This is a genomic window from Streptomyces sp. Z423-1, from assembly GCF_013009255.1.
In the GTDB taxonomy this organism is placed as follows: domain Bacteria; phylum Actinomycetota; class Actinomycetes; order Streptomycetales; family Streptomycetaceae; genus Streptomyces; species Streptomyces gossypiisoli.
The window spans coordinates 1,596,472-1,622,984 of sequence record NZ_CP053109.1 but is presented as its reverse complement, the minus strand read 5'-3'; the positions used below and the strand labels follow the sequence as shown (position 1 = coordinate 1,622,984).

Genomic DNA, 26,513 nt, shown 5'->3' with positions numbered 1-26,513 from the left:
CCAACTCAAGGAGGAGATGCAGGAATCCCACCGGCAGCTCAGGGCGATCGAGAGCGACATGGCCTCGTCCGGCGCCTGGGTGTTCTCCGGTCGCCTCATCATCGAGGCCGACGACCTCGACGCCGCGCTCGCCTGGGCGGCGAAGGTCACCGCCGCCATCAACACCCCGATCGAGGTCCGCCCCTTCGCCGCGTTCGCGGACGAGCCCGACTCCGGGCTCGGGGCCTGACCTTGGCGGCAGCCAGGACAGGACGCGGTGCAGGACGCGTTCGCCGTGGCGCTGCACAAGTGGCCGGTCGACGGATTGCCGCCCAACCCGGGCGGGTGGATCACGACGACCGCCCGCAACGCCGCCATCGACCGGCTGCGGCGCGCGTCACGCGAACGAGAGCTCCTCGGCGAGGTGGCGGCACTCCGGCCCGAGTACGACGATCCCGACCTGCCGGAGGAGAGGGAACCCGTGCCGGACGACCGACTGCGCCTGATCTTCACCTGCTGCCATCCGGCCCTGTCCACCGAAGCCCAGGTCGCGCTCACCCTCAAGCTGCTCGGCGGCCTGTCGAGAAAACGTGGCCCGCATCGAGTCGGGCTCGGTGGAGACGTTCCCTGAGGCCCCCTGACCCTTCGGTCCGGCCCGCCGGGCCGCCATCGGTGGAGGCGCGGCTGTCCGGCTCCCCGGGAGCTGCGGCGTGCGGGCCGACGCCGACGGGGCAGGATGAACGGAGCGCGCTGACCATGCGGCGAACAGCACCGCCGCGGACACGAAGAGCGTCGCGTCGGCCGGCCCGTGGCGGCGCCAAAAATCTCACCGTATGGGCGTCCCTCCTGGTCACTGACGCAGCAGTTCCCACGCCGTGAGGATGCAAGATGCCGTGCCGAGGGTGAGTGCGACGGTGCGTCGGCGCAGGTGCTGGTAGCGGGCCTCATACTCGGCGCGCAGTTCGGTGCGCCGGTCGGCGATGCGGCGGATGGCGGCCTTGGCCATGTCCACGCGGGCGCGGGTGTACTCCTCTTCGAGATCGCGTCGCTCGCCGGCGGTGAGCCAGGGCAGCCTGTCGCAGAATGCCGTGGCTTCCCTGCGTGCTTCGGCCAGTTCGGCCTGCCAGTAGAGGTAGCCGTCGAGCCGGCGCAGCCCACCCTGGACTGGATCGTCAGGGGCCGGACGGCTCACCGCAGTTCCTTCCCCGGGCCGCTCACGCTCCCAGCAGGCACGCCTCTGTGCTCGAGTTGGGCGATGTCGGGGTGGTGCAGGTCGAAGGCCGGTGATTCGGAGCGGATCCGCGGCAGGGTGAGGAAGTTGTGCCGCGGCGGCGGGCAGGAGGTGGCCCACTCCAGCGAGCGGCCGTAGCCCCACGGGTCGTCGACGCCGACCGGCTTGCCGTACTTGGCCGTCTTCCAGACGTTGTAGAGGAACGGCAGGATCGACAGACCCAGGAGGAAGGAGGCGGTCGTCGAGACCATGTTCAGGGCGGTGAAGCCGTCGGCGGCGAGGTAGTCGGCGTACCGGCGGGGCATGCCCTCGGCAGCCACCCAGTGCTGGACCAGGAAGGTGCCGTGGAAGCCGATGAACAGCGTCCAGAAGGTGATCTTGCCGAGGCGTTCGTCGAGCATCTTGCCGGTCCACTTCGGCCACCAGTAGTGGAATCCGGCGAACATCGCGAAGACGACGGTGCCGAAGACGACGTAGTGGAAGTGCGCGACGACGAAGTACGAGTCGGAGACGTGGAAGTCCATCGGCGGCGACGCCAGGATGATCCCCGTCAGACCACCGAAAAGGAACGTCACGAGGAATCCGGTGGCCCAGAGCATCGGCGTCTCGAACGACAGCGAGCCCTTCCACATCGTGCCGATCCAGTTGAAGAACTTCACACCGGTCGGCACGGCGATCAGGAACGTCATGAAGGCGAAGAACGGCAGCAGCACACCACCGGTGACGTACATGTGGTGGGCCCACACCGTCACGGACAGACCCGCGATCGCGATGGTCGCGGCGATCAGGCCCGTGTAGCCGAACATCGGCTTGCGGGAGAAGACCGGGATGATCTCACTGATGATGCCGAAGAACGGCAGCGCGATGATGTACACCTCGGGGTGGCCGAAGAACCAGAAGAGGTGCTGCCAGAGCAGCGCTCCGCCGTTGGACGCGTCGAAGATGTGCGCCCCGAACTTGCGGTCCGCCTCCAGTGCGAACAGCGAGGCTGCGAGGACCGGGAAGGCGAGCAGGACCAGCACACTGGTCAGCAGCACGGTCCAGCAGAAGATCGACATCCGGAACATCGTCATGCCGGGCGCCCGCATGCAGATGATCGTGGTGATGAAGTTCACCGCACCGAGGATCGTGCCGAAGCCGGAGAAGGCCAGACCCATGATGACCAGGTCCGAGCCGACTTGGGGCGAGTGCACGCCATCCGAGAGCGGGCTATACATGAACCAGCCGAAGTCCGCGGCGCCGTCCGGGGTGAGGAAGCCGCCCACCGCGATCAGCGAGCCGAAGAGGTACAGCCAGTACGCGAACATGTTCAGCCGCGGGAACGCGACGTCCGGGGCGCCGATCTGCAGCGGCATGATCCAGTTCGTGAAGCCGGCGAACAGTGGCGTCGCGAACATCAGCAGCATGATCAGGCCGTGCATCGTGAACGCCTGGTTGTACTGCTCCATCGACACGATCTGCATGCCCGGACGCGCCAGTTCTGCGCGCATGGCCATGGCCAGGATGCCGCCGAGGCAGAAGAAGCCGAAGGATGTGGTGATGTAGAGCGTGCCGATGGTCTTGTGATCGGTGGTGGTCAGCCACTTCACCACCACATTCCCGGGCCGCCTGCGCCGGACCGGCACCTCGTTCTCATAGGAGTCCTCAGGCGACGTGTTGGGTGGGGTCTCGGCATGCATGGCCACTGCGGTTCCTAGTTGTTCGCGATCTGCGTGCCGCCCCGATTCCCGTCCGGCCAACCGGATCAGCGCACACTTGCACTGCCTTTCTCCCTCACAACGGCCGGCGATCCCATCACCCCACAGGCTCGTGTCACCTGATCGGAGGCATGTCCTGGGCCACATGGGCGATAGGCGACCGTGGGTTACTGGTCGTGCTCGTATGGAACGGTGATGACCGGGCAGTGTGCGTGGTGCAGTACGCCCTGACTGACCGAGCCCAGCAGCATGCCGGTGAAACCGCCGTGCCCGCGCGTGCCCACGACCAGGCCGAGGGCGTCCTCGGACACCTTGGTGAGGACCTGTACCGGGTGGCCTCTCACGACCTCGTGGTGCAGTTCCACCTCCGGATGGGCGGCCGCACGGGCCGCAACCGTCTCCGACAGCAGCCTGTGGCACTCCTGGAGGGCCGCGTCCTCGTCGAGGACGCCGAGCCGCGGAGGGTGCCACACGTGCAGGGCCCGCAGGGCCGCGCCGTGCAGGGCGGCCTCCTCAAGTGCGAAGTCGACGGCGGCAGCGGACTGAGGGCTGCCGTCGAACCCGACGACGAAATGCGGCGGCTGCCGGGTGACGTGCTCCCGCTCCGGTACGACCACCACCGGGCAGGGCGCGTGGGCGATGAGCGGCAGGGCGACGGCGACGGAGGTGAAAAGCTCCTGGACAGCGCTCAGGTGCCAGGAGCCGAGCACGACCTCGGTGGCGTCCTGCGCCTGCTCGCGCAGCACCCAGGCCGGATGCCCCTCCGCCAGCAGGCCGGACACCGTGCCCTGCGGATGGCGGGACTCGACGAAGGCCACCGCCTCCTTCAGCACCCGATCCCCCTTCGCGTGCAGCGCCTCGTTCCACTGCTCCCAGGACGGCCGGCCGCCCGTCGGCCGGTACCCGGGGGTCGGCAGGTTCTGCGCGAGGACCAGCAGCAGGGGCAGGCGCCGTCGGGCCGCCTCGTCGGCGGCCCAGGCCAGCGCCGCGCGTCTGTCCGGATCGGGGTCGACGCCGACCACGATGGGTTTACGTCCTGCTGCATGCGTCATTGCCGACTCCCTGTTCCGACGCGACGCCGCGTCTACAGGCCCTGGGAGAGCAGGAGTTCGTGGGCGAGTCGCGCGCCGCGTTCCGCTTCCTCGGGCGAAACGTCCTTCGACGGGATGTTCTCCAGCCCACGGGCGAGTACCCGGACAGCCTCGGCCAGGGTCGCGACCTGTGCTTCCAGCCGGCTCAACCGGGCCTCCGGCCCGAGCGCGGCATCGGATTCAGGGGGACGGTTCTGCGTCATGTCGTGCTCCCTTACGAGGTGATGACGGGCCGGCCCGTCACCCGGCCGGGCATGCCGGTACCAGCGCGTGCGTGGAGCTCGGTCAGGCAGTCGGCTGGAGGAGGAGTGCGCGGATGTCGTGCGGAAGTTGCTCCAGTGCCGATTCCAGTTGCCCGGGCGAGACGTGTTCGCGTACGACGGCGGTGACCGCGGGAACGATCCGGGGCACGTCCTCGGCGGAGACCTTCGCTTCCTGGACGAAGCGGTTCACGTAGCCTTCGCGGTCGTACTTGATCGGTACGGCGCTGGGGTCCCAGCCGTCGTAGTAGGCGCCCCGCAGCAGCTCGGGGAGCTGTGCGGCGAAATGGGCGGCCACGTCGACGGTGACCCGGTCGCGGAGCGTGTGGAGCCAGGTGCGCAGCACCCGGTGGGCGAGGTGGCGGTCCTCGGTTCCCAGGGCTTCGGACACCGCTTTCAGCCAGATGTTGGCGGTGTGGATGGCGTGCTCGAAGTCGGGTGGATGGGTGGGAGGCATCGGGCTTGCCCTTCCGGTCTTGGCGCCCATGCGCTGGACGGGATGGCCGCGCCTCCGGGCGGGCGGTGTTTCGGCACTGGGGACGGTCGGCTCGGTCAGAAGTGGCGAGGGCGCGGGTTGCACCTGCCCGGTGGATACCGCATGCGCTTCCGCGAGGTGCACGCGGTGGCTTGTTTCCTGCCCTGACCTCCATGCTAGGGCGGTCCGAACGGGTTGGCAGCCGCGCCGCAGCAGCACCCGGTGAGCGGTGTGGGACGCTTCCGCCCGCCGGCGCTTCGCGCGCTTCGACGCATGACATGCGGAAACCCGCAAGGCAGGACATGCGGTACCCGCCGGCGCGCCGAGGAGGTGGTGAGCCGATGTCCGATGCGACGACCACCGATCTGTACGAAGTGACGATGGCCATGTCCTATCTGCGCGAGGGAATGACCGGCCCGGCGACGTTCAGCCTCTTCGTCCGCGACCTGCCTCCTAACCGCGGCTTCCTGGTGGCCGCCGGGCTGGAGTCGGCCCTGGACTACCTGGCGAACCTCCGCGTCGGCCCGGAGGACGTCGACGCCTTCGCTTCCGCGCTGCACCGGCCGCGGCGGGATCTTCAGCCCCTGCTCGGCCTGGAGTTCACGGGTGAGGTGCGGGCGGTGCCGGAGGGGCGAATCGTACTCGCGGGAGAGCCTCTGCTGGAGGTGACCGCGCCTCTTCCGCAGGCGCAACTGCCGGAAACCTACGTGCTGAACCAGCTCAGCCATCAGACGGCGATCGCGTCGAAGGCCGCGCGATGCGCCCTGGCGGCGGCGGGACATCCGGTCGTGGACTTCTCCCTGCGGCGGACCCAGGGCACGCAGGCAGGGTTCCAGGCGGCCCGGCTGGGCGCGCTGGCCGGATTCGCCGGGACCAGCAACGTGGCCGCGGCCACGACCTTGGGCATACCTGCCGTCGGCACGATGGCTCACTCCTTCGTGCAGGCGTTCGCCACGGAGGAAGAGGCGTTCCGTGCCTTCGCACGGTGTCACCCCGGCCCGGTGACCCTGCTGGTGGACACCTACGACACCGAGGCGGGCGTGCGTGTCGCGGCGCGCGTCCTGCGGGACCTCGACCGGGGGCCCGGCTCTGCCGTACGACTGGACAGCGGCGACCTCGGGGCCCTGGCGGCACGGGCCCGCTCCATCCTGGACGGCGCGGGCCTGCCGGACGTACGGATCATCGCCAGTGGCAGTCTCGACGAGTACGCCGTGGACGACCTGGTCCGCTCCGGAGCGCCGATCGACACCTACGCGGTCGGTACTCGCGTCGGGGTCTCCGCCGACGCGCCGTACGTGGACTCCGCCTACAAGCTGGTGGAGTACGACGGCCGACCGGTGATGAAGCTGTCCTCGGCGAAGGTGACGGCGCCCGGCCCGAAGCAGGTGTTCCGCCGCCCGGGCTGCGCCGACGTGATCTGCCTCGCCGACGAGCGGCCACCCGAGGAGGGCAGGCCGTTGCTGGAGACGGTGATGCGGAACGGGCGGCGTACCGGCAAGAGGCCGACGCTGGAGGAGTGCCGGGAGAGACTGGCCGCGGACCTGGCCGAGCTGCCGTCGGCGGCCCGCCGGATCCGAGCCCCCGTAGCGCCCCGTGCGACGACCTCCGAGCGGCTGAGCGCACTCGCCTCCCGGGTCCGGCGCCGCATCGGGGAGAAGCCGTCGGCCCTCGGTGCGCGGTCCCCGGGCCCGGACCAAACCGCGTCCGGATCACATGGGTCCGAACCTGAGTGAGGAACTGGCGATGCCGCACACGGTGGAAGGGAGGCCGCGGTCACAAGGTCGGGTTGGCATGCCCGAGCGGGCCGTCAGGGGATCGGCACGACGGCGACCGGGCAGTGTGCGTGGTGCAGCACCGCGTGCACGACGGAGCCCAGGCGCAGTCCCAGACGTTCGGCAGGAGGATGGCGCGGTACAACGAGCAGGCCGGCGTGGGACGAGGCATCCACGAGGGTGGCGGCCGCCGGGCCGGTGATCACTTCCGTGTCCACGTGGACCTGGGGATACTCCATGATCGGCCGGGCCGCGTGGTTCAGCACTCGTGCGTGCAGGCGCCGCTCCTCGTCCATGTCGATCGGGGGCACCATGACACCTGAGTGGACGATCGGCGTCCAGGCGTGGATCAGGCGCACCGGCACGTTGCGGACAGCCCCCTCGGCCAGGGCGAACCGTACGGCATCGGTATCCCGCTCGTCGCGCACGCCGGCCACGACGGGCCTCCGGGCCGGTCCGCCGACAGGGTCTCGTACCACGACGACCGGACGGGTGGCATGGGCTGCCACTCTTCGGCTGACGGAACCCAGCAGCAGGCCCGCGAAGCCGCCGTGCCCGCGGGTACCGAGCACCACCATGGCGGTGTCCTCGGCCGCGTCCAGGATCGCCGCGGCCGGCGAGCCACGGACCACAGTGGCGTTCACCACCATGCTCGGACGCCGCTGCGTCAAGGCATGTACGGCGCTGTGGAGCATGGTGTCGGCCTCCTGGACGGCTCGATCAGCGGCTTCCGACAGGCCCCCGGTGCCCAGCAGCCTGAGCGCACCGGCATCCACCACGTGCAGGAGCTTCAGATCCCACCCGTGCCGTTCGGCCTCGGCTGCCGCCCAGTCCGCCGCCGACCGAGCCTGCGGTGAGGCATCGACGCCGACCAGCACGACGTCGGCGGTGCGGTTACTGGTCATCGTTGTTCCTTTCCCGACTCCTCCATGCTCGCGCGGATACGTCGGTCGAGACGGAACCGGGGGCTACGCCTTCCGTGACGTCGTCACCCCTGGTCGGGCACCGGGTCTCTGTTGGTGCAGTCCGGTGCCCGCGCCGGCGGCCCGCTCAGGGGGTGGCTACGAGGGAGTGGTTCTCGGTGTACGCCTGCAGTTGTGAGCTCGTGGCGCTGTAGAGGATCTTCGTGTCGGTGGTGGAGGAGTCGAGGACGACCTTGACGCCGAGGTTGGCCTTGATGTTGTTGGTGGCCAGGTAGTTCCGGGCGCCGCCGGCGACGAGGATGATCGTGGGGTCGGCTCCGGAGGGGGTGATGTTGGCGGCCGGGACGGAGAAGGAGAACTGGTTGGCGGTGACGGAGTTGTCGTCGCCGTTGATGTGGACCAGGCCGTAGAGGTCGTCGAAGCGGGTGCTGGTGCCGTCGCCGTACACGCGACGGAAGTGGTTCCCGGAGATCAGGTTCTCCGAGCTGCCGTTCGTCAGGGCGATCATGCTGGGGAAGTTGCTCAGCAGCTTGTTCGCGGAGATGGTGCAGCGGTTGGAGTTGATGAGGGTGATGTTGCAGGCCCACAGGATGGTGTTGCCGGAGATGAGGATGCCCTCGGCGTTCTCCGCGAAGACCGAGTAGCCCGCCCAGGCGCTGATCAGGTAGTTGTTGGTGATCTTCGCGACCTGCGACGCGCCGGTGAGCGAGATCGAGGTGCCGCACTCGGCGACGAAGTTGTTGGTGAAGCTGCACGCGTCCGCGCCCCGGACGACCATGGCCTGGGTGAGGTAGACGAAGCCCATTCCCTCGAAGCGGAACGAGTCGTTGTCCGACTGGACCGAGATGCCGATCTTGTGGTTGCCCTCCACATACGGCTTGGTGGACGCCACGCCGTCGATGCAGAAGTCCTGGAAGACGATGCCGTTGAGCCGGCCGACCTCGGCGGGCGCCCCGGAACGCTGGACGAGGAACGCCTCGTTGTTGCCGTCGGTGTGCTTGACCCGGATGTGGCTGGAGCCGGGCTGAACCTCGATCCACCCGCTGGTGTCTGCCGTGTCGTCGTGGATGGCGCGGGACAGGAAGCCGTGTCCCGAGCCCTTGATCGTCAGGAAGCTGATGTCGATGACGACGCGGGTGAGCAGGTCGTAGTGGCCCGGCGGGATGTAGATGACGGCGCCGGGTCTGGTGTCCTGGGTGGTCTGCTTCGATTTGATGTCGGCGATGATCTCGTTGATCACCTTGCCGATGTCGGTGCGCGCGTCGACGCTGGCTCCCGGCCAGGTGGTGACGTCGTAGACGGTGTTCGCCATGAACTGTCCTTCGGTCGGAGGGTGCTGGTCAGAGAAGGCCGACGATCGCCGTGTACGACGGATGCGGCTTGGGCTTGGGCTTGGCGGATCCGGGGCGTTCCGGCACGGCCGCGTGTGCCGGGGCCGAGGGAAGCGCCAGCGCGGTCAGTGCCGTGAGTGCGGCGCCTCGCAGCAAGGTGCGCCGAGACATGGCGAGTTGACGTTCAGAGTCCATGAAGGCTCCAGGTGAGATGGGGGATCAGCGGACGGCGCCCGCGGTCATGCCCGCGATGACCTGCTTCTGGAAGGCCGCGTAGATCGCCAGCTGCGGCAGCAGGACAAGGGTGGCGGACGCCATCATGGCGCCGTAGTTGACGCTGTAGACGCCCTGGAACTGGGAGACGCCGAGGGAGACGGTGGTCATGGTCGGGTCGTTGATGAGGGTGACCGCGAAGGGGAACTCGTTCCAGACGTAGACGACGTTGAGGATCGCGAGGGTGGCGATGACCGGGCGCATGAGCGGGAAGGTGACCTTCCAGGCCATGCGCCACAGCCCCACCCCGTCCATCACCGCGGCCTGTTCGATCTCTTCGGGGAAGTCCCGCAGGAACCCGGTCAGCAGCAGGATGTTGAAGGGGATCGTCACGGCGATGTACGGCAGGATCAGCGCGAAGTAGGTGCCGAACAGGCCGAAGGCGATGTCGAGCCGGTACACCGGGAACAGCAGGATGTAGACGGGGATGGCGAGGCCGGCCAGGAAGTAGAAGCGCAGGGTGTTCTGCGTACGGCGCTTGCCGCTGCGAAAGACCATGCGGGTGAGCGCGAACGCGGCCATGTAGGAGATGACCAGCCCGACGGTGACCGAGACGACGGCCAGGATCAGGGTGTTCTTGTACATCACCAGCAGGTTCAGGGTCTCCAGGGCCTGCTGGTAGTTGTCCAGGGTCAGGTGCGTCAGCGAGAACGGGTCGTTGAGGATGGTGTCGTTGGTCTGGAACGACAGCAGCACGATCCACAGCAGCGGGAAAAGGATCACGAAGGTGATCAGGTAGGCGACCGCCGAGACGACGATCCTGCCGCGGCCGCGGCGTCGCGGCCTGCTCGGGGTCTCGCTGGGGGCCGCCGGAGACGCGAGCGACGTCTTGACCTCGGTGTCGATGCTCAACGGACTTCTCCCTTACGGCGGTTGCCGAGGAACGTGGCCGCGGAGGCGAGCGCGCCCACCACGAACACCACCACGGCCAGGGCCATGCCGTAGCCGTACTGCTGGGTGGTGAAGGTGATGTGGTACATGTAGCTGACCATGACCTCGGAGAGGTGGACGGGGCCGCCGCCGGTGAGGGCGTAGACGAGCTCGAAGACCTTGAAGACGCCGGTGACGACGAGCGCGGTGACGATGCCGAACGTCTCGCGCATCATCGGGATCTGGATGTGTCGCAGCTGCTGCCACCGGCCGGCGCCGTCGAGGCTGCTGGCCTCCATCACGTCACGCGGCAGCATGCGCAGGCCGGCGTAGAAGATGGTCAGGACGAAGCCGATCTGCTGCCAGAGGTAGACGAGGCCGATCGAGTACGGGCTGAGGGTGGGGCCGCCGATCCACTGCGGGTGTGCGGGCACGCCGATCGCCAGCAGGAAGGCGTTCACCAGGCCGATCTTCGGGTCAAGGATGAAGATCCAGATCAGGCCGACGAGGATCGGCGCGATGATGGCCGGCGCGAAGACGAGCGCCCGCATCGCGCCACTGCCCTTCACCTTGCCGCTGAGCAGGATCGCGAGCAGGAAGCCGAGCGGGATCAGCAGGAACAGGGCGATGCCGAGGATGATCCCGGTGTTGCGCATCGAGGTCCAGAAGGCGTCGTCCTGCGCCATCTGCTGGTAGTTGTCGAGGCCCGCGAAGCCGCCTGCGGAGACACCGTCGAAGTTGGTGAAGCTGTAGTAGAGCGAGTACAGGATCGGATAGATCATGTACACGCTGTAGATGATCAGCGCCGGCGCGACCATCAGGGCGAAGCTCCTGCGCGTGGTGAGCCAGTTCATGGGGACGCCTACTTGATGGTCTTCTGGACGTTCTGCACGGCCTCTTCAGGGCTGAGGCTGCCGCCCATGACCCCGTAGAAGCTGTCGTACATGGCGCTCGCGGTGGCCGCGGAGACCATCAGGTCGGGCTGCGCCTTCGGGCTCTTCCAGCCGGGCTTGGAGGCTTCGGCCAGGACGGCGGCGAAGACGGAGTTCTTGGCGGCGTCGACGTCCGGCTGGTATGTGGTGACCGGCGGCTGGGCGTTGTCGACGAGGATCTTCTGGCCCGCGTCGCTGTAGTAGAAGTGGATGAACTCCTTCACCGCGGCGTACTTCTTCTTGTCGTCCTTGACCTTGGCGCTGACGACGAACGGCGCCGAGGGCACGTTCATGACGAGCTTCTGCTCGCCGACGCCGTCGGAGAAGGTCGGTCCGGCCCAGAAGCCGGTGTCCTTGCCCACGGTGCTCTTCTGGATCTTCGCCGCCTCCCAGACGCCCGCGTCCAGGAAGGCCGCCTTGCCGTCCGTGTAGGAGGCGACGGCCTGGGCGTAGGTCTGGGTGTTCATGTTCGAGGGGAAGGCCCCGGCCTTCGCCAGTTCCTCCACGTGCTTGTACAGGCGCAGGAAGTCGGCGTTGTCGTAGCTCGCCTTGCCGGCCAGGATGTCGGGGTACTTCGCCTCGTAGCCGAAGCGGTTCAGCATGGTCAGGAACGCCCAGACGCTGAACGACGAGTTGTTCGCGCCCTGCGCGATCGGCACCACGCCGGCAGCCTTGAGCTTCTTCACCGCGGCGAGCAGGTCCTCGAATGTCTCCGGGACGGCGATCCCGTGCTCGTCCAGGATGGCCTTGTTGTAGTAGAAGCCCGTGACCAGCGCCTGGTACGGCAGGCCGTACTGCACGCCGTCCTCCTGGAAACCGGCGAGCATGCTCGGGGCGAACTTCGACTTGAGGTCGTTCTCGGCGAGGATCGGGCTCAGATCCAGCAGGTCGCCGCTCTTGACCATGGTCTTGGCGAGCGAGTCGTAGACCCAGAAGATCTCCGGCAGCGTGCCGGACTGCGCGGCGATGGTCATCCGCTGCTCGTGCTGGTCGACCGGCTGGCCCTCCAGCTTGATCTTCATGTCGGGATGCTTCTTGTTGAACTCCTGCACCATCTGCCAGGTCGCCGGGTCCTGGGTCTTGCTGTCCGGGTTGTGCATGGACAGCGTGATCAGGCCGTCCGACGACGATCCATCCGCCGTGTTCACCGCGGAACCGCAGGCCGTGGCGGTGACGAACAGGGCGCTCGCGGTGGCGGTGAGCAGGAGTCGCCGCGAGATGCCCGAGGACCGTCTCGACATCGGGGTCGCGGGCTGAGGAGAGGTCGCCATGGTGCTGATGCCTTCCGGGAACTGGGTGGGGAGGCGGAACCGGCGTGGGGGTGACAGGGCTCCGGGAGAGGTTCGGTAGGGGTGCAGGCCGTCTGTTCCGGCATGGATGTCCCGGTGTGCACGAATGTTCGGCATCGAGGCGGCTCTGCGGTCGTTGACGCAAACGTTTCGATGAAAGGTGGCCTCGCGAGCCCCGATGTGTCAATACCGCGTGACGGAGAAGTTTCTGTGGAGGGCTGATCGGTGCTGGCCACAGCCATTGACGGTCTGCCGTGCGGCGTGCGAAGGTCTGCGCAATCGTTTCGATGCACTTGACGGTGAGTGAAATGAGCGGACGGCGAACCGGCCCACCTCATGGACCGGTGGACCGGATGGCGTTATGCAGTTACGGACTGGATCACGGATCGGGTCCGACGACACGAGGAGGCGGCGAAGCAGCAGTGGCCACGATCTCCGACGTTGCACGGATGGCCGGTGTGTCCATGTCCACCGTGTCGCACGTCATCAACGGCACACGGCCGGTCCGCGACGAGACCCGCACTCGCGTCGAGGAGGCGGTCAGGGCCACGGGCTACCGGCGCGACAGCCTCGCCCGCGCGCTGCGCCGCTCACGTACGGACTCCATCGGGCTGATCCTGACGGACGTGTCCGAGCCGGCCTTCGCGGCGATGGCCCGGGGGGTCGAGCGGGAGGCCATGGGCGCCGGCCTGACCGTGCTGCTGGCCAACTCGGGCGAGGACGCGGCGCTGGAGGCCCGGGCGCTGGAGGTTCTCGCCGAGCGCCGGGTCGACGGCCTGCTCATTGCTCCGGTCGCCCGGTCCCACCGCGAGGCGATCACCGCGGTCATCGACCAGGGCACGCCGGTCGTCCTGATCGACCGCCTCGGCGGGGTCAGGGCCGATCAGGTGGGCGTCGAGAACACCGCACCCATGCGGGAGCTGGTGCTGCACCTGGTGGAACGGCACGGCCACCGGCGGATCGCGCTGGCCGCGGGCGACACCGCGGTGTCCACCATCTCCGAGCGGCGGCGCGGCTACCTCGAAGCACTCGACGAGGCGGGCATCTCGGCCGACGACGCCCTGATCGTCACCGGCAGCGGCCGTGCGGACGACACCCGTGAGCGCATGACCGGTGTCCTGCGTCAGCAGCGGCCGTCCGCGGTGGTCGCCGCCAGCACCGAGACCGCGGTGGGCGTCCTGGCGGCGGCGAAGGGACTGGGCCTGACCACCCCCGACGACTTCGCCTTCGCCGCCTTCGACGCCTTCCCCCACACCGACCTGTTCCGCCCCGGCATCACCGCGGTCGCCCAGCCGGCCCACGAAATCGGTGCCACGGCGATGCAGCTGCTGCTCAGCCGCATCGACGGCACCCTCACGTCCCGCCCCCGCACCATTCGCCTGGAGCCCGAGATCACCTACCGGGAGTCCTGCGGCTGCCCGGCCTGAGCCACATCCACCACAGCAAGGGGGCGGCAGGAGAGGTCCAGTCTCCCGCCGCCCGAGTTCAGCGAACCATCACTGAAGGGGTCAGTTTCCCATGCCCTCGCACGCCCTCGAACACCTCACCCGCCCCACGCGGGCCCGCACCGCCCGTGTCTCCAGCTGGGATCAGCGCGGCCGCAACCAGGACTACTGGACGACCCCCGCCCACTCCAGCCGCGTCCTGGCGGACCTTGAAGGCCCGGGCCGGATCACCCACATCTGGATGACCCAGTTCTGCCGCCGCACCCTCGGCCCCGGCCTGATCGACCCGCTTGAGGCCGACACCGTGGCACCGGTGATGGAGATCCACAACGCGCTCGGCGTCAACTGGGAGGAGCCGGATGCGGACTACTACCGCAAGGTCCTCATCCGCATCACCTGGGACGACGAGGAGGAGCCCGCCGTCCTCGTCCCGCTCGGCGACTTCTTCGGCATCGGCCACTGCATGCCCAACAGCTACCAGTCGGCCCTGTTCACCGTCTCCGCCAAGCCGGAGGAGTCCCTCATCTTCGGCGGCAGCGCGGCCCTGAACTGCTGGGCGCCGATGCCGTTCAACAAGCGCGCCCGCATCGAGCTGGTCAACGAGAACGACCTGCCGATCCAGCAGTACTTCTACATCGACTACGAGCTGTACCCGGACGAACTCCCCGAGGACACCCTCTACTTCCACGCCCGCTGGAACCGCAACAACCCCTGCAACGGCTGGGCCCCGGACATTCAGACCAACAGCCCCGAAGTCAACATCGTCGACGTCACCGGCGAGGACAACTACGTCATCCTGGACACCGAGGGCAAGGGCCACTACGTCGGCTGCAACCTCTCCGTCCACCACCGGCAGGGCAGTTGGTGGGGCGAGGGCAACGACATGATCTGGATCGACGACGACTTTCTGCCCGACGGCTCCACCAGCTGGCCGCCCTCCCTGCACGGCACCGGCACCGAGGACTACTTCAACCACGCCTGGGGGATGCAGAAGAACGCCTACCTCTACCACGGCGCGATCCTCCACGAGGCCGACGTGCCCGGCTACTCGGTCAACTACCGCTTCCACGTGGCCGACCCGGTCCGCTTCGAGAAACGCATCAAGGTCTCGATCGAGCACGGCCACGGCAACCACCTCGCCGACGACTGGGCCTCGACCGCGTACTGGTACCAGACCCTGCCCTCCCCGAAGGCCACGATCCTGCCGCTGGAGCAGCGGCTTCCCGTACGCCCGGCCGGCCGGCCGATGCCGGTGCCTGCCGCGCGTACCGGCGCGGTCGCCGAGGAGATCGCCGTGATGCGGGAGCGGTATCAGGCCCGCTTCGAGCGCCATATGAACAACCTGGCCGAGCGCACCCGGCAGCGGGGCGAACGCTCGCTGCAGGAGTCCGAGGCGAACATCAAGCAAGCCGCGGCCGTCCGCCGCCGTTACGACGAGCGCGGCAATGACTGAGACCGAGACCCGGGCGGCGATGGCACTCGGCACCCACTTCCCGGCGATCCATCTCCGCCCGCCGGCGCACTGGATCAACGATCCCAACGGCCTGGTCTTCCACGACGGCCACTACCACGTCTACTTCCAGTACAACCCGCACAGTGCCCGTCACGCGGACATGCACTGGGGTCACTACCGCAGCCCGGACCTGATCCACTGGGAGCTGCTGCCGGTGGCTCTCGCCCCCACGCCTGGCGGTGACGACAAGGACGGGGTCTGGTCGGGCAGCGCGGTCTCGCACGACGGTCGCCTCACCGCCTTCTACTCCGCCCGCCACAACGACCGTTGGCACCAGCCGGTGACCTCGGCGGTGTCGAGCGACGGCGGGACGACCTTCACGAAACGCGGTCGGCTCCTGATCCCGGAGGCGGCCGAGGGCACAACGATGTTCCGCGATCCGTACGTGTGGAAGGACGGCGACCGCTGGCGCATGCTCGTCGGCGCGGCCCTGGCCGACGGACGCGGCGCGGCACTGGCGTACGCCTCCGACGACCTCGACGACTGGTCGTACGAGGGCGTCTTCCTGGCCCGGCCGCCGCACCCCCTGCGCGATGGCCGCAACACCGAGGAGGGCTGGGAGTGCGCCCAGTACGCCGCCTTCCCCGACGGCACCGGCGCGGTCCTCGCCGGCGCCTGGGACCCGCAGGAGGGGGCGAGCTGCGCGATCTACTGGCCGGGTCGCGAACAGAACGGCGAGTTCCAAGCCGTGGCGACACCCCACCTCCTCGACCACGGCCCCGACTTCTACGCCCCCGCCCTGCTCCGCACCCCCGACGGGCGGTGGCTGATGTGGGCCTGGATCTGGGAGGCACGGGACGAGGAACGCGTCGGCGCCCCCAGCACCTGGACCGACGAGGCCGGCTGGGCCGGAATGCTCTCCCTGCCCCGCGAACTGGCACCGGGTACGGACGGCGAGCTGGTCCAGCGGCCGGCCCGCGAGTTGCTCGCCCTGCGCGGCGAACGACGGATCGCCGCCGCGGGCAAGGCGAGCGCCGAGCAGCCGGCGGACCTCGGCGAAGTGGCCCGGGCCACCGACCTGACTGTGACCCTCGAGCGCGGCGGAAGGCTCCGGCTCCTCACCTCACCGGACGGGATCGAGTACCTCGACATCGTCCACCACCTGGTCACCGGCGAACTGGTCGTCGACCGCGACCACGCCTCCCTCGATCCCCGCGCGAAGGGCGGCAGCTGGCGCATCCCGTCCGAGGGGCCCACCGCGACCCTGCGGATCCTGCTGGACCACTCGGTCGCGGAGATCTTCACCGCGTCCGGCCGCACCCTCACCGTGCGCTTCTACCCGGTCGGCGACGGGCCTTGGCGCGTGCAGATGGGGGCCACGGGCGTCGGCTCCGCCGCGTACACGGTCGGAGCATGGGACCTGACACCGCCAGAACCACACAATGACCGGCGCACCGGCACCTGACACCGACACGGATGCCCCGCCGACGCACGGAAACTTCGGCGGGGCGTTTCGGGTGGGCCCACCGACGTCGGCAACGTCCGTAACCGCCGAAAGACGAGCACCCGTGAGCCGGCGTCAGATCGGCGTCCTGGGAGAGTGCGTCGGGCCGCCGACGCCTTATCGCAGCGCCTTCGCCACGCGGTGGGCCCGCGGGTAGTGCAACACGGGCATTGCGCTCGCGTTGGCCTTGGTCCGGATGAGGATCGGGTCAGCGTCGACGTTGCGGAGTGATGACGATGCCCGGCGCGTCCACCCGTCCGTGCGGCACATTCAAGTTCACCGCCGCCTGAGCCCACGGCCCGGCCGCGGGCCTCGTCGGGACGTGCCCGGTTGTCGGCAGCGAGCGGGCCCCGCCGTGCGATGCAGCGGGTCGGCGCCTGCGGCCGCCGGCACGCTCTACATGCCGAACAGCGGCTGCATTGCCGCCTTGCCCTCGTCGCTCGTCCTCTGCTGTGGCCGGGCGGGGACCCGGGCTACTCCGCGGCGAAGACGGCGTGTGCCGCCGTGAGGAAGCGGCGGATGGTGTTGCGTTCGGCGGGGCTGCACGCGCCCAGCGCGTCAAGCAGCCCCTCTATCATCGGTCGGAAGAAGGACCTGCCCAGTTCCACCGCCGCCGCCGAGACCCTCAGCAGTACCCGGCGGCGGTCATGCTCGTCGCGGACCCGGAAGACGTGACCGAGGCGTTCCAGACGGTCGATGACCGCCGTCGTGCCCGCGGAGTTGAGGCCGAGGCGGGCGCCGAGCAAGCCGACCGTGGCCGGTTCGCCCGCCCGTTGCGCGTCCAGCAGGCAGATCAACGCGCGGACGTCGGTGGGGTGCATGCCGTTGCGTGCCGCGAATTCGGCCTGCCGCAGGCCGAATTCCACCGTGACCGCGCGGAGCAGGTGCACGAGCTCCAAGTCCCGCTCCCGCTGCGGCAGGTCTTCCTGCTTCGAACCGTCCCGCACAGGGCCTCCTTACAGGGCTACAATCTCTCGTTCAGCGAGATTATCGCCGAGTGAGACAAGGGGCCAGACATGCTCTCCCGCTCGTTCCTGGCGGCGTACGATGCCGTCCTCGCCTGCTGGCCGGGGCCCGTCGACTGCCGAGAACTCCCCACCGTCCACGGCGTCACCCGTGTCAACAGCGTCGGCCCCGTCGACGCCGACCGCCCTCCGCTCGTGCTGCTGCCCGGAGGGGGAGCGACCTCCACCGTGTGGGGCGCGGCCGTCGCCGCCGGGCTCGCCGAAGGCCGACGGGTGCACGCGGTCGACCTCGTCGGCGACCCCGGACTCAGCGTGCCCGCGCCGGGCCGGACCATCCGTTCGATCGGTGACCTCGTCGGCTGGCTGGACGCCCTCCTCGACGGGCTGGGCGCAGCCGGTGAGGGCTCGCGTGTGGACCTGCTCGGGCACTCCTACGGCGCCTGGATCGCCGCCCACTATGCCGCGCACGCCCCGCACCGCCTCGACCGCCTGGTGCTCCTGGATCCCACCGCCGTCTTCACCGGCTTCCGCCCCGGCTACCTGCTGCGCGCCCTGCCGATGCTGCTGCGGCCCACCCCTACCCGGATCCGCCGCTTCCTGGAGTGGGAGACGGGCGGAGCGCAAGGCATCGACCCGGACTGGCTGCGGTTGCAGGAGGAGACCGCCCACTTCCCCTCTCAGCGACCCGTCACCGGACCGCGCCCCGATCCGACGCGGCTGCGGGACCTCGATGTCCTCGTGCTGTTCGCCGGGCGCGCACGCTGCCACGACCCGCACCGGGCGGCGGCCGTGGCCGCCCGGGTATTGCCGGACGCGGTGGTCGACGTCCTGGACGGAGACGGGGTGTCGCACCATGCGATGCCCCTTGCTGCCGCCGGACCGATCGCCGCCCGGCTCGCAGTCTGACGGACGGCCAGGCCATGCGTTCCATGACCCCGGGCATGCGACGGCCTAAGGCGTGTCCGCACAGTCATGGGAGTCATAGCCGCAGGCAGGCGAGGGTGACCAGGGCTTGGTAGTGGCGGGCTCGTTTGTCGTAGCGGGTGGCGAGGGCCTTGTTCTGCTTGAGCCGGTTGAAGCAGCGTTCGACGACGTTGCGGCGCCGGTAGGCGGCCCGGTCGAGCCGGCAGCGGCTTTCGCCTCTGCGGATGCGGCCGTTGATCTGGTCGTCGCGAGGTCAACCTCGCCCGGACGCCGACGACGGCAAGCTGACCGGCCGAGGCCAGGGCGTCGCCGCCAGTTGCCGCCGTCGACGGCCGCGCATGGCGCGGGGGTGGAGACGCGGACGCCGTCGTCGTACAGCGCCGCCTCGACCACGCTGACGATCTCCGCGGGCTGCCCGGCCGGCGGATCAGGAGTGGGAGATGAGCCAGGATTCGGAGGGGAATGCGGACACAAGCTGTCCGCGCGCGGCGCTAGCGTGCCGTACATGAACCGGACGACGACCGTGCTCGGGACCCGCGCCCTCAACCGCGCCACCCTCGACCGGCAGCTGCTCCTGCGCCGCGCGCCGCTGTCCGCGAAGGCGGCGGTGGAGCATCTTGTGGGACTGCAGGCCCAGGAGGTCAAGCCGCCGTACTACGCGCTCGCCGCCCGCCTCGACGGCTTCCGACCCGAGGAGCTGTCCGGGCTGCTGGCCGATCGCGAGGCGGTCCGTATCGTCACCCTGCGCTCGACCATCCACCTGCACACCGCCGACGACTCCCTCACCCTGCGGCCGCTGGCGCAGCCCGCCCGCGACCGGGAGATCAGGATCTTCCGCAAGGGCCTCACCGGTGTCGACCTGGAGCGGCTCGCCACAATCGCCCGCGAGCTGGTCGAGGCCGAGCCGCGCACCATGCGGCAGCTGCGCGAGGCCCTGCTCACCGAGTGGCCGGACGCCGACCCGCAGGCCCTCGCCGTGGCCGCCCGCTGCACGCTCCCGCTGGTGCAGGTCACCCCGCGCGGACTGTGGGGCAAGAGCGCCCAGGTCGCCCTCACCACCGCCGAGCACTGGCTGGACCGCCCCGCCGAACCGGCCGCCACCCCGGAGAGCGCCGTACTGCGCTACCTCGGCGCTTTCGGTCCCGCCTCCGTGAAGGACATGCAGACCTGGTCGGGCCTGACCCGGATGCGCCCGGTGTTCGAGCGGCTCCGTCCGCAGCTGGTCACCTTCCGGGACGAGAGCGGCGTCGAGCTTTTCGACCTGCCCGACGCGCCCCGGCCCGACCTGGACACCCCGGCCCCGCCCCGCTTCCTGCCCGAGTTCGACAATCTGCTGCTCTCGCACGCCGACCGCACCCGTGTGGTGCCGCCCGGGCGCCGCGGCCGCACCTGGCAGGCGAACACGTTCTACTGCCCGCTCCTCGTCGACGGCTTCCTGGCCGGCGTCTGGCGGCTGATCGACGGCGCCCTGGTCATCGAGCCGTTCGACAGTCTCACCCGGGCTCAGCGCGAGGAGGTGACCGAGGAGGGGGCGCGCATGCTCCAGGTGTTGCACCAGGGGTCGTACGACATCCGCTTCGGGACCGTGATCCCGTGACCCGTGCCCGACCGGGCGCATGGAGAGGGGGCGCTGCGGGCCGCTCGTGGAGGCCCGCAACGCCCCCCGGCTTACTTACCTGAGGGGTACTCAGGAATCCTTCGGAGTGCTACGAGTTGACCTGCGCGGTCACCAGGCTGGAGAAGGTCGTCAGCCTGGTGTAGACGCCCGGGTAACCGGCCTGCGCGCAGCCCTCGCCCCAGGAAGTGACCCCTGCCAGGACGCCCCCGATGAGCAGGGGACCGCCGCTGTCGCCCTGGCAGGTGTCCACGCCGCCGGAGGTGTATCCGGCGCACACCATGTCGCTCGCCACGAAGTCGGAGCCGTACGAGCCGCGGCAGCTGGAGTCGGACACGGTCGGGACGGTCGCGGTCCGCAGCTGGTTGGAGGAGCTGCCGTTCTGGGAGGTGGTGCCCCAGCCGAGGACGCGGGCCGTGGTGCCGGCCGCGTACACCGAGGTCTCAGAGGAGGAGACGTACTTCGCCGTGGTGTACGGCATCGACGTCGACAGCGTCAGTACGGCCACGTCGTCGCCGCTGGTGACGCTCCTGTAGTTGGGGTGGATCCAGATCTTGCTGACCCGGCTCACCGTGCCGTTGGTGCCGTTGAGGTAGGTACGGCCGCCGACCACGCGCACGCTGCGGGTGGTCTCGCCGACCATGCAGTGCGCGGCGGTCACGACCTTCGTCGGCGAGACCAGGGTGCCGCCGCAGAACTGGTCCTGCGAGGTGTCCGTGATCTGCATCATGAACGGGTACGCGGTCGTGGTGGTCGTCGTACCGCCGACGATGGGCTGCGGGGCGGCGACCGCGGCGGGGGCGGTGAGCAGCGCGGTCGCGGCGGCGGCAGCGGTCGCCGCGACGACGGCGGCGGTCTTTCTGGCACGGGTGAGCCCGAGCATGAGTCTCCTCAAGGGGTTGCCGGTGGGGGGTCGCGCGGGTGGGTGGTGAAGCACGGGGGTCTCGGGACCGACCCCCGTGTGCCCGGCGAGCGGCACGTGACTACGCTAGGGCGGGGCGCGGGTGCGCCCCAATGAGGGAACCCCCTAAGGGAGTTGGGGGAGGGAAAACCCTCGGTCGACTGCCCCCGCCGCGCTTACTTGACGTGCCGCCCCGCCGCCAGTCGGACGATGTCGACCCGCGATCGGATCCCCAGCTTGCGGTAGACCCGGGTGAGCGTCGCCTCGACCGTCTTGACGCTGATGAACAGCCGCCCGGCTATCTCCCGGTTGGTCGCGCCCTCCATGACCAGCGCGGCGACCTGACGCTCCATCGAGGCGAGCCCGTCCAGCGCGGTCGGCGCGGCAGCCGGTACCGCCTGCCGGTCCGGCGCCGCCCCCGCCGCCACGGCCACGTCGACCTGCCGCAGCCAGGGCAGCGCCCGGCACCGCCGCAGCAGCCGCGCCGCCTCGTCGTACGACGTCGGCCCGGACCCCCGCCGGGCCCGCAACCGTGCCAGCTCGAAGGCCGCGCGCGCCTCTTCGAGGCCGTAGCCCAGCTTGCTCAGCCGGTCCTGCACCGACGTCAACTGGCCCACCGCCGCGTCGTGTTCGCCGCCCGCCGCCCGCACCAGCGCCTCCGCCCGGTCGAGCACGGCCAGCACGCTCTCCCGCCCCAGCCGCAGCGCCTGCTCGCGCGTGACGTCGATGACGTCCTGCGCCTCCGCGAACTCGCCGATGCGTACCAGCGCCTCCGCGAGGTCCCCGTGCCAGCGGCCCCGCGCCGGGTCGGTGACACCCAGCCCGTGCTCCAGCTCCCGGACCCGGCGCAGCGACCGGACGGTTCCCTGGGCGTCCCCGGCGACCAGCTGGACGTATCCAAGGGCGGCCAGCGCGCGCGAGACGTAGATCTGGTCGCCGTCCTCCTCGGCGTGCTCCACCGCCTCCTGCGCCAGCGCCAGCGCCTGCTCCACGCTGCCGCCCGAGGCCTCGGCGAGCGAGGTGAGCATCGCGGAGGCCACCTCGCCGATGCCCAGGTCGCGGGCCAGCCGCAGGCTCTCGCGGGCCAGGTCGAGAGCGCGGCCGCAGTGCCCGGAGCGCAGTTCGGTCTCGGCCAGCAGCCGCAGGAAGTGCACCTCGCTCTCGACCATCCCGCGCCGCCGCACCTCGCGCAGCAGCGCGGTGACCGTGTTGCGCGCCTCCGGCAGCTGGTCGCTCATCAGCAGCCAGCGGAAACGCGTCGAGCCCGCCCCGTTGTGGTGACACGCCACCTGCGGGTCCTGCGGCTCCTTCAGCGCCCGCTTGATGGTCGCGGGCGCGTCCGGGTGCCCCATCAGGGTCTCGGCCTGCGCCTGGAAGGCGAGCGCCAGCAACTCGGTACGCCGGTCCCCGGCCCGCGCCGCCAGGTCCGCGGCGTGCGCGGCCTCCTCGCGGCCCTCGGCGAAGTCGCCCTCGACGACCAGCGCCCGCCAGGCCAGCTGGTAGTGCACCAGGGCGAGCAGCCGCGGGTCGTCGCCCGCGTCGGCCAGCGCCTGCGGGAAGACGGCGTCGACCTCCCCGAGGGCCTGCCCCGCCGCCTCGATCACCACCATCCAGGCCCGCACCCGCTCCGCCGGAACCGTGGCCCGCGTCAGCACCTCACGCGCGATGTCCCGGGCCAGGTCCACCTCACCTGCGGTGATCGCGTCCTCGGCCGCCTGCAACCGCCGCTCGTCCGGCCCCGGCACACTGTCGGCCGGCGCGTGCCGCGCCGCGAGCAGCCCGAGGGAGGCGGCCACCGAGGGCGCCCCCCGGTCCCGGGCCAGCATGGCCGCCCCGGCGAGCCGCGCCGCCACCTCCGGATCCGTCCCCGTCGTCGCCAGCGCCAGATGCCGGGCCCGCTCGATCGGATCGGAGGCCGCCGTGGACAGCGCCGCGTGCGCGGCCCGCCGCTGGTGCGCGGGCGCCTCCGCGTACAGCGCGGCCGAGACCAGCGGATGCGCGAAGCGTACGGCGGGACCCTCCGGCTCCGTGGCCAGCAGCCCGAGTTCGGCCGCCCGGGCGGTCTCGGCCTCGGCGTTCTCCCGGCCGGCCGCGTGCAGCAGGGACAGCGTGGGCCGGGCGCCAGCGCTCGCCACGAGGAGGGTGTGCCGGGCCTCGGCGGAGAGCATCTCCAGCCGGCTGAGGACGAGCGCCCGCAGCGAGGTCGGCACCGGCAGCGGCTCGCCCGGGCGCGGCGGGGTCGGGTTCTCGGCGAGGGCACGGCCCAGCTCCAGCGCGAACAGCGGATTGCCGCCGCTGGTGCGGTGGATGTCCCGGACCGTGGACCGCGGCAGGCCGGTGTAGCCGCGATGGTCGAGCAGCGCGGAGACCTGGGCGCGGGACAGCGGGCCCAGCCGGACGGCGAGGGTGTCCGGAGGAGACGTGCGCAGATGACGGTCGTACTCCTGGCCGTCCGTGCGCACCGCGCACAGCATCTTCACGGGGGTGTCGCCGAGGCGGCGGGCGGCAAAGCCGAGCAGTTCGGAGCTGGCCGAGTCCAGCCACTGCACATCGTCCGCGACGACGAGCACCGGCCCCTCGGCGGCGAGCGCGCGCAGCGCGGACAGCACGGCGAGGCGCAGCGCGAGGCCGTCGCGCTGGAGGGTGGACTCGCCGCGGCCGGTGAGCGCCGACTCCAGCGCGGTGCGCTGGGCGGCGGGCAGCTTGTCGGACACCTTGTCCAGCACCAGACCGAGCAGGTCGGCCAGGGCCAGGAACGGCAGATGCGATTCGGACTCCGTCGCCGAGCAGCGCAACACGGTCCGGGCCGCCTCGGCGTAATCCGCGGCCAATGCCCGCAGCACAGTCGACTTTCCTATTCCGGCGGGCCCGTGCAGCAGCACACTGCCCCCGCGACCGAGCTGCTCACGGGCCGCCGTGAACGGTTCCTCCCGGCCGATGACCAGGTCGGGGCGGCTTCTGGCAGGCTCCTTGAAGTCCCGTCGCACGGTCACCGCTCCCTCCGTGTGTCGTGTCCGGGCCAAATTCTAGGCAACAACTCATTGAAATCCGGAGTGCCGAGATGGTGAGGGAAATAACAACAGGGGCGCATGGGCAAATTCAGACGACCGGCAGGTGAATGGTCTGCCCGTACCGGGGGCCGCCTATGCGTGCGCACACACCCCCGTTCGCGGGTAGTGACACCTGCGTCGGTTCGGCACCCAGGAGGACAGATGACGACGGCGACGGAGGAGTTCCGCAGGGCACGGGACTTCCTGCTGGAGCACCGCGAGGACTACGACACCGCATGCACCGGCTTCCGCTGGCCGCGCCCGGAGTACTTCAACTGGGCGCTGGACTGGTTCGACGTCATGGCGGAGGGCAACGACCGTACGGCCCTGCACATCGTCGAGGAGGACGGCAGCGAGCTGAAGATCTCCTTCGCCGCCCTGGCCGAGCGATCGGCGCGGGCCGCCAACTGGCTGCGCGCCCAGGGGGTACGGGCCGGGGACCGGATCCTGGTGATGCTGGGCAACCAGGCCGAGCTGTGGGAGACGGCCCTGGCGGCGATGAAACTGGGCGCGGTCGTCATCCCGGCGACGCCGCTGCTCGGCCCGGCCGACCTGCGGGACCGGGTGGCGCGCGGGCACGTCCGGCACGTGCTCGTGCGCGCCGAGGACGGCGGCAAGTTCGCCGAGGTGCCGGGGGACTACACGCGCATCGCGGTCGGCGGGGCACCGGAGGGCTGGCTGCGGTACGAGGACGCGTACGCGGCCCCCGCCGACTTCACACCGGACGGCCCGACCAGGCCGGACGACCCGCTGATGCTCTACTTCACGTCGGGGACGACGGCCCGCCCCAAGCTGGTCGAGCACACGCACACCTCGTATCCGATCGGGCACCTGGCGACGATGTACTGGATCGGGCTCAAGCCCGGTGACGTGCACCTGAACATCTCCTCACCGGGCTGGGCCAAGCACGCCTGGTCCAACCTCTTCGCCCCGTGGAACGCCGGGGCCACCGTCTTCATCCACAACTACGCCCGCTTCGACGCGACCCGGCTGATGACCGAGATGGACCGGGCCGGGGTGACCACGTTCTGCGCCCCGCCCACCGTGTGGCGGATGCTGATCCAGGCGGACCTGACCCAGCTGCGCACCCCGCCCCGGGAGGCGGTGGCCGCCGGGGAGCCGCTCAACCCCGAGGTCATCGAGCAGGTACGGCGGGCGTGGGGCGTGACCATCCGGGACGGCTTCGGGCAGACGGAGACCGCGGTGCAGGTCTCCAACAGCCCGGGCCAGCCCCTGAAGACGGGCTCCATGGGCCGTCCCAGCCCCGGGTTCCGGGTGGTGCTGCTGGACCCGCAGACGGGCGCGCCGGGTGCGGACGAGGGCGAGATCGCGGTGGACCTGTCGCAGTCGCCGGTCGGCGTGATGGCCGGGTACCACGGGGATGCGGACCGCACGGCGGAGGCGATGGCGGGCGGTTTCTACCGCACCGGCGACATCGGATCGCGTGACACGGACGGCTACCTCACCTACGTCGGCCGCGCCGACGACGTCTTCAAGGCCTCCGACTACAAGATCTCCCCGTTCGAGCTGGAAAGCGCCCTGCTGGAGCACGAGGCGGTCGCGGAAGCGGCCGTGGTACCGGCACCGGACGCGCTGCGCCTGGCGGTACCGAAGGCGTACGTCGTCCTGGCCGAGGGCTGGGAGCCCGGCCCCGACACGGCAAAGGTGCTGTTCGAGCACTCCCGCGAGGCCCTCGCGCCGTACAAGCGCATCCGCCGACTGGAGTTCGGAGACCTCCCGAAGACCGTCTCCGGCAAGATCCGCCGCATCGAGCTGCGTGAGGCCACGGCAGCGGGGTCCGCGCACGAGTACCGCGAGGAGGACTTCCGCTGAGGGACCAGCACGCGTGGACCGCCGACGTGCCCTCAGGCGAGGGTGGCGTGCAGGGCGTCGGCGGGCTGGTTCACCGGGCGCGGGGTGCCGGTGGGGTCGTCCACGACGAACAGCGGAACGCCGAGGGCGTCGGCGCGGGCGCGGGCCTCGGTGGCGTACCCGGCCAGTGAGAAGTACACGCAGCGCGCCGATTCCGACATGGCCGTCAGCCACAGGCACTCCACGTCCCGCAGGGTGGCCGGGCGCGCGGACGGGTCGACCTGGGCGACCAGGCCGCGGGCGGCGAGCCCTATCCCGGACGGGGGCCGCTGGTCGGCGCGGCGCAGGTCGCGGTGGCCGAGGCGGTGGAGGTAGAGGGCGGCGGCCGTGACCGCGTCGAGGGCGGTGCGCACGGCGACCGGTTGCCGGTGGCCGGAGCCGGGTCTCGCCACCGGGATGCTCAGCATCGTCCCGCAGGGGCAGCCCAGCTCCGGGCGCGGCCACTGGTTGCGCCGGCCGCAGGACGCGCAGCGCACGGCGACCCATTCCTCGTCCCAGTTGCGATGCGTGACGGCCTGCGGCGCGGCCTGCCGGTCCAGCGGCGGACCGGCGGGGGCGCCGCAGGCGCAGGGGTACGACGGGGCGGTGTAGAGGTGCTCGCGCCGACAGGCCGGGCAGCGCACGGGCAGGCTCTCGGGCATGGCCACATCGTGCTCCTCCC

Annotated in this window: 23 protein-coding genes and 2 pseudogenes; 9 read left to right on the top strand and 16 right to left on the bottom strand. The window is 70.3% G+C overall.

The window, feature by feature from the left end; all coding sequences use genetic code 11:
* The first annotated feature begins 16 nt into the window (after positions 1–16).
* Positions 17–229, top strand: coding sequence for a hypothetical protein (locus HJD23_RS07600; RefSeq protein ID WP_171110282.1), 213 nt, complete (start codon positions 17–19; stop codon positions 227–229).
* An 18-nt stretch (positions 230–247) separates the two neighbouring features.
* Positions 248–562: pseudogene (locus tag HJD23_RS07595) on the top strand (sigma factor); the annotation flags it as partial.
* Between the two features lie 267 nt (positions 563–829).
* Here the strand turns inward: HJD23_RS07595 and HJD23_RS07590 are convergent.
* The 5 genes from HJD23_RS07590 to HJD23_RS07570 form a co-directional block, all read right to left on the bottom strand.
* Positions 830–1,171, bottom strand: coding sequence for a hypothetical protein (locus HJD23_RS07590; RefSeq protein ID WP_171110281.1), 342 nt, complete (start codon positions 1,169–1,171; stop codon positions 830–832).
* Positions 1,168–2,889 (bottom strand): cytochrome c oxidase subunit I, encoded by a 1,722-nt coding sequence (gene ctaD, locus HJD23_RS07585; protein WP_171133999.1) that lies wholly within the window; start codon positions 2,887–2,889, stop codon positions 1,168–1,170. Before ctaD ends, HJD23_RS07590 begins: the two co-directional genes overlap by 4 nt.
* A gap of 185 nt (positions 2,890–3,074) precedes the next feature.
* Positions 3,075–3,959 (bottom strand): universal stress protein, encoded by an 885-nt coding sequence (locus tag HJD23_RS07580; protein WP_171112833.1) that lies wholly within the window; start codon positions 3,957–3,959, stop codon positions 3,075–3,077.
* Positions 3,960–3,991: 32 nt separating this feature from the next.
* A complete protein-coding gene (locus tag HJD23_RS07575; protein ID WP_171112831.1) occupies positions 3,992–4,201 on the bottom strand; it encodes a hypothetical protein in 210 nt (69 codons plus the stop codon).
* 82 nt (positions 4,202–4,283) lie between these two features.
* On the bottom strand, positions 4,284–4,715 hold the full coding sequence (locus HJD23_RS07570) for a DUF2267 domain-containing protein (RefSeq protein ID WP_171112830.1): 432 nt from the start codon (positions 4,713–4,715) through the stop codon (positions 4,284–4,286).
* A gap of 359 nt (positions 4,716–5,074) precedes the next feature.
* On the opposite strand from HJD23_RS07570, the gene HJD23_RS07565 reads away from it, so the two are divergent.
* Positions 5,075–6,466, top strand: coding sequence for a nicotinate phosphoribosyltransferase (locus HJD23_RS07565; protein ID WP_171112828.1), 1,392 nt, complete (start codon positions 5,075–5,077; stop codon positions 6,464–6,466).
* 74 nt (positions 6,467–6,540) lie between these two features.
* Here the strand turns inward: HJD23_RS07565 and HJD23_RS07560 are convergent, their stop codons facing one another.
* The 6 genes from HJD23_RS07560 to HJD23_RS07535 all read right to left on the bottom strand — a co-directional run bounded on the left by HJD23_RS07560 (position 6,541) and on the right by HJD23_RS07535 (position 12,105).
* Positions 6,541–7,410 carry a universal stress protein gene (locus HJD23_RS07560; RefSeq protein ID WP_171112826.1) on the bottom strand — a complete coding sequence of 290 codons (870 nt, stop codon included), beginning with the start codon at positions 7,408–7,410 and terminating at the stop codon, positions 6,541–6,543.
* A gap of 145 nt (positions 7,411–7,555) precedes the next feature.
* On the bottom strand, positions 7,556–8,740 hold the full coding sequence (locus HJD23_RS07555; RefSeq protein ID WP_171112824.1) for a NosD domain-containing protein: 1,185 nt from the start codon (positions 8,738–8,740) through the stop codon (positions 7,556–7,558).
* Between the two features lie 28 nt (positions 8,741–8,768).
* Positions 8,769–8,954 carry a hypothetical protein gene (locus HJD23_RS07550; protein ID WP_171112822.1) on the bottom strand — a complete coding sequence of 62 codons (186 nt, stop codon included), beginning with the start codon at positions 8,952–8,954 and terminating at the stop codon, positions 8,769–8,771.
* Between the two features lie 24 nt (positions 8,955–8,978).
* Positions 8,979–9,884, bottom strand: a complete 906-nt coding sequence (locus HJD23_RS07545) for a carbohydrate ABC transporter permease (RefSeq protein ID WP_171112821.1) — start codon at positions 9,882–9,884, stop codon at positions 8,979–8,981.
* Positions 9,881–10,756, bottom strand: a complete 876-nt coding sequence (locus HJD23_RS07540) for a sugar ABC transporter permease (protein ID WP_171112819.1) — start codon at positions 10,754–10,756, stop codon at positions 9,881–9,883. Before HJD23_RS07540 ends, HJD23_RS07545 begins: the two co-directional genes overlap by 4 nt.
* 8 nt (positions 10,757–10,764) lie before the next feature.
* Positions 10,765–12,105: an extracellular solute-binding protein gene (locus HJD23_RS07535; RefSeq protein WP_171112817.1), complete on the bottom strand. Its 1,341-nt coding sequence runs from the start codon at positions 12,103–12,105 to the stop codon at positions 10,765–10,767.
* Between the two features lie 440 nt (positions 12,106–12,545).
* Between HJD23_RS07535 and HJD23_RS07530 the strand changes: the two genes are divergently transcribed.
* The 3 genes from HJD23_RS07530 to HJD23_RS07520 all read left to right on the top strand — a co-directional run bounded on the left by HJD23_RS07530 (position 12,546) and on the right by HJD23_RS07520 (position 16,486).
* Positions 12,546–13,550, top strand: coding sequence for a LacI family DNA-binding transcriptional regulator (locus tag HJD23_RS07530; protein ID WP_171112815.1), 1,005 nt, complete (start codon positions 12,546–12,548; stop codon positions 13,548–13,550).
* A 91-nt stretch (positions 13,551–13,641) separates the two neighbouring features.
* Positions 13,642–15,021: a glycoside hydrolase family 172 protein gene (locus HJD23_RS07525; protein WP_171112813.1), complete on the top strand. Its 1,380-nt coding sequence runs from the start codon at positions 13,642–13,644 to the stop codon at positions 15,019–15,021.
* Positions 15,014–16,486 carry a glycoside hydrolase family 32 protein gene (locus tag HJD23_RS07520; protein ID WP_171112811.1) on the top strand — a complete coding sequence of 491 codons (1,473 nt, stop codon included), beginning with the start codon at positions 15,014–15,016 and terminating at the stop codon, positions 16,484–16,486. The genes HJD23_RS07525 and HJD23_RS07520 overlap by 8 nt, the downstream gene beginning before the upstream one ends.
* 512 nt (positions 16,487–16,998) lie before the next feature.
* Here the strand turns inward: HJD23_RS07520 and HJD23_RS07515 are convergent.
* Positions 16,999–17,472 (bottom strand): MarR family transcriptional regulator, encoded by a 474-nt coding sequence (locus HJD23_RS07515; protein ID WP_240980657.1) that lies wholly within the window; start codon positions 17,470–17,472, stop codon positions 16,999–17,001.
* Between the two features lie 69 nt (positions 17,473–17,541).
* Here HJD23_RS07515 and HJD23_RS07510 point away from each other — a divergent pair, with 69 nt between their 5' ends.
* Positions 17,542–18,396, top strand: a complete 855-nt coding sequence (locus tag HJD23_RS07510; protein ID WP_171112809.1) for an alpha/beta hydrolase — start codon at positions 17,542–17,544, stop codon at positions 18,394–18,396.
* Between the two features lie 73 nt (positions 18,397–18,469).
* Here the strand turns inward: HJD23_RS07510 and HJD23_RS07505 are convergent.
* Positions 18,470–18,628 (bottom strand): annotated as a pseudogene (locus HJD23_RS07505) (transposase); the annotation flags it as partial.
* 291 nt (positions 18,629–18,919) lie between these two features.
* On the opposite strand from HJD23_RS07505, the gene HJD23_RS07500 reads away from it, so the two are divergent.
* Positions 18,920–20,011 carry a winged helix DNA-binding domain-containing protein gene (locus HJD23_RS07500; RefSeq protein WP_171112807.1) on the top strand — a complete coding sequence of 364 codons (1,092 nt, stop codon included), beginning with the start codon at positions 18,920–18,922 and terminating at the stop codon, positions 20,009–20,011.
* A 109-nt stretch (positions 20,012–20,120) separates the two neighbouring features.
* On the opposite strand, the gene HJD23_RS07495 is transcribed toward HJD23_RS07500, so the two are convergent.
* Positions 20,121–20,912, bottom strand: coding sequence for a serine protease (locus HJD23_RS07495; RefSeq protein WP_171112805.1), 792 nt, complete (start codon positions 20,910–20,912; stop codon positions 20,121–20,123).
* A gap of 194 nt (positions 20,913–21,106) precedes the next feature.
* Positions 21,107–23,923: a LuxR family transcriptional regulator gene (locus tag HJD23_RS07490; protein WP_171112804.1), complete on the bottom strand. Its 2,817-nt coding sequence runs from the start codon at positions 23,921–23,923 to the stop codon at positions 21,107–21,109.
* Between the two features lie 219 nt (positions 23,924–24,142).
* Between HJD23_RS07490 and HJD23_RS07485 the strand changes: the two genes are divergently transcribed.
* A complete protein-coding gene (locus HJD23_RS07485; protein WP_171133998.1) occupies positions 24,143–25,813 on the top strand; it encodes an AMP-binding protein in 1,671 nt (556 codons plus the stop codon).
* A 32-nt stretch (positions 25,814–25,845) separates the two neighbouring features.
* Here the strand turns inward: HJD23_RS07485 and HJD23_RS07480 are convergent, their stop codons facing one another.
* On the bottom strand, positions 25,846–26,493 hold the full coding sequence (locus tag HJD23_RS07480) for a hypothetical protein (protein ID WP_171116957.1): 648 nt from the start codon (positions 26,491–26,493) through the stop codon (positions 25,846–25,848).
* Between the last annotated feature and the right edge of the window lie 20 nt (positions 26,494–26,513).

What these genes read in the sequence shown, in the direction of transcription:
- HJD23_RS07600 (WP_171110282.1), top strand. Translation starts at nt 17, where the DNA reads ATGCAGGAATCCCACCGGCAGCTCAGGGCGATCGAGAGCGACATGGCC.
- ctaD (WP_171133999.1), bottom strand. Translation starts at nt 2,889, where the DNA reads ATGCATGCCGAGACCCCACCCAACACGTCGCCTGAGGACTCCTATGAG.
- HJD23_RS07580 (WP_171112833.1), bottom strand. Translation starts at nt 3,959, where the DNA reads ATGACGCATGCAGCAGGACGTAAACCCATCGTGGTCGGCGTCGACCCC.
- HJD23_RS07575 (WP_171112831.1), bottom strand. Translation starts at nt 4,201, where the DNA reads ATGACGCAGAACCGTCCCCCTGAATCCGATGCCGCGCTCGGGCCGGAG.
- HJD23_RS07570 (WP_171112830.1), bottom strand. Translation starts at nt 4,715, where the DNA reads ATGCCTCCCACCCATCCACCCGACTTCGAGCACGCCATCCACACCGCC.
- HJD23_RS07565 (WP_171112828.1), top strand. Translation starts at nt 5,075, where the DNA reads ATGTCCGATGCGACGACCACCGATCTGTACGAAGTGACGATGGCCATG.
- HJD23_RS07560 (WP_171112826.1), bottom strand. Translation starts at nt 7,410, where the DNA reads ATGACCAGTAACCGCACCGCCGACGTCGTGCTGGTCGGCGTCGATGCC.
- HJD23_RS07555 (WP_171112824.1), bottom strand. Translation starts at nt 8,740, where the DNA reads ATGGCGAACACCGTCTACGACGTCACCACCTGGCCGGGAGCCAGCGTC.
- HJD23_RS07550 (WP_171112822.1), bottom strand. Translation starts at nt 8,954, where the DNA reads ATGGACTCTGAACGTCAACTCGCCATGTCTCGGCGCACCTTGCTGCGA.
- HJD23_RS07540 (WP_171112819.1), bottom strand. Translation starts at nt 10,756, where the DNA reads ATGAACTGGCTCACCACGCGCAGGAGCTTCGCCCTGATGGTCGCGCCG.
- HJD23_RS07535 (WP_171112817.1), bottom strand. Translation starts at nt 12,105, where the DNA reads ATGGCGACCTCTCCTCAGCCCGCGACCCCGATGTCGAGACGGTCCTCG.
- HJD23_RS07525 (WP_171112813.1), top strand. Translation starts at nt 13,642, where the DNA reads ATGCCCTCGCACGCCCTCGAACACCTCACCCGCCCCACGCGGGCCCGC.
- HJD23_RS07520 (WP_171112811.1), top strand. Translation starts at nt 15,014, where the DNA reads ATGACTGAGACCGAGACCCGGGCGGCGATGGCACTCGGCACCCACTTC.
- HJD23_RS07510 (WP_171112809.1), top strand. Translation starts at nt 17,542, where the DNA reads ATGCTCTCCCGCTCGTTCCTGGCGGCGTACGATGCCGTCCTCGCCTGC.
- HJD23_RS07500 (WP_171112807.1), top strand. Translation starts at nt 18,920, where the DNA reads ATGAACCGGACGACGACCGTGCTCGGGACCCGCGCCCTCAACCGCGCC.
- HJD23_RS07495 (WP_171112805.1), bottom strand. Translation starts at nt 20,912, where the DNA reads ATGCTCGGGCTCACCCGTGCCAGAAAGACCGCCGCCGTCGTCGCGGCG.
- HJD23_RS07485 (WP_171133998.1), top strand. Translation starts at nt 24,143, where the DNA reads ATGACGACGGCGACGGAGGAGTTCCGCAGGGCACGGGACTTCCTGCTG.
- HJD23_RS07480 (WP_171116957.1), bottom strand. Translation starts at nt 26,493, where the DNA reads ATGCCCGAGAGCCTGCCCGTGCGCTGCCCGGCCTGTCGGCGCGAGCAC.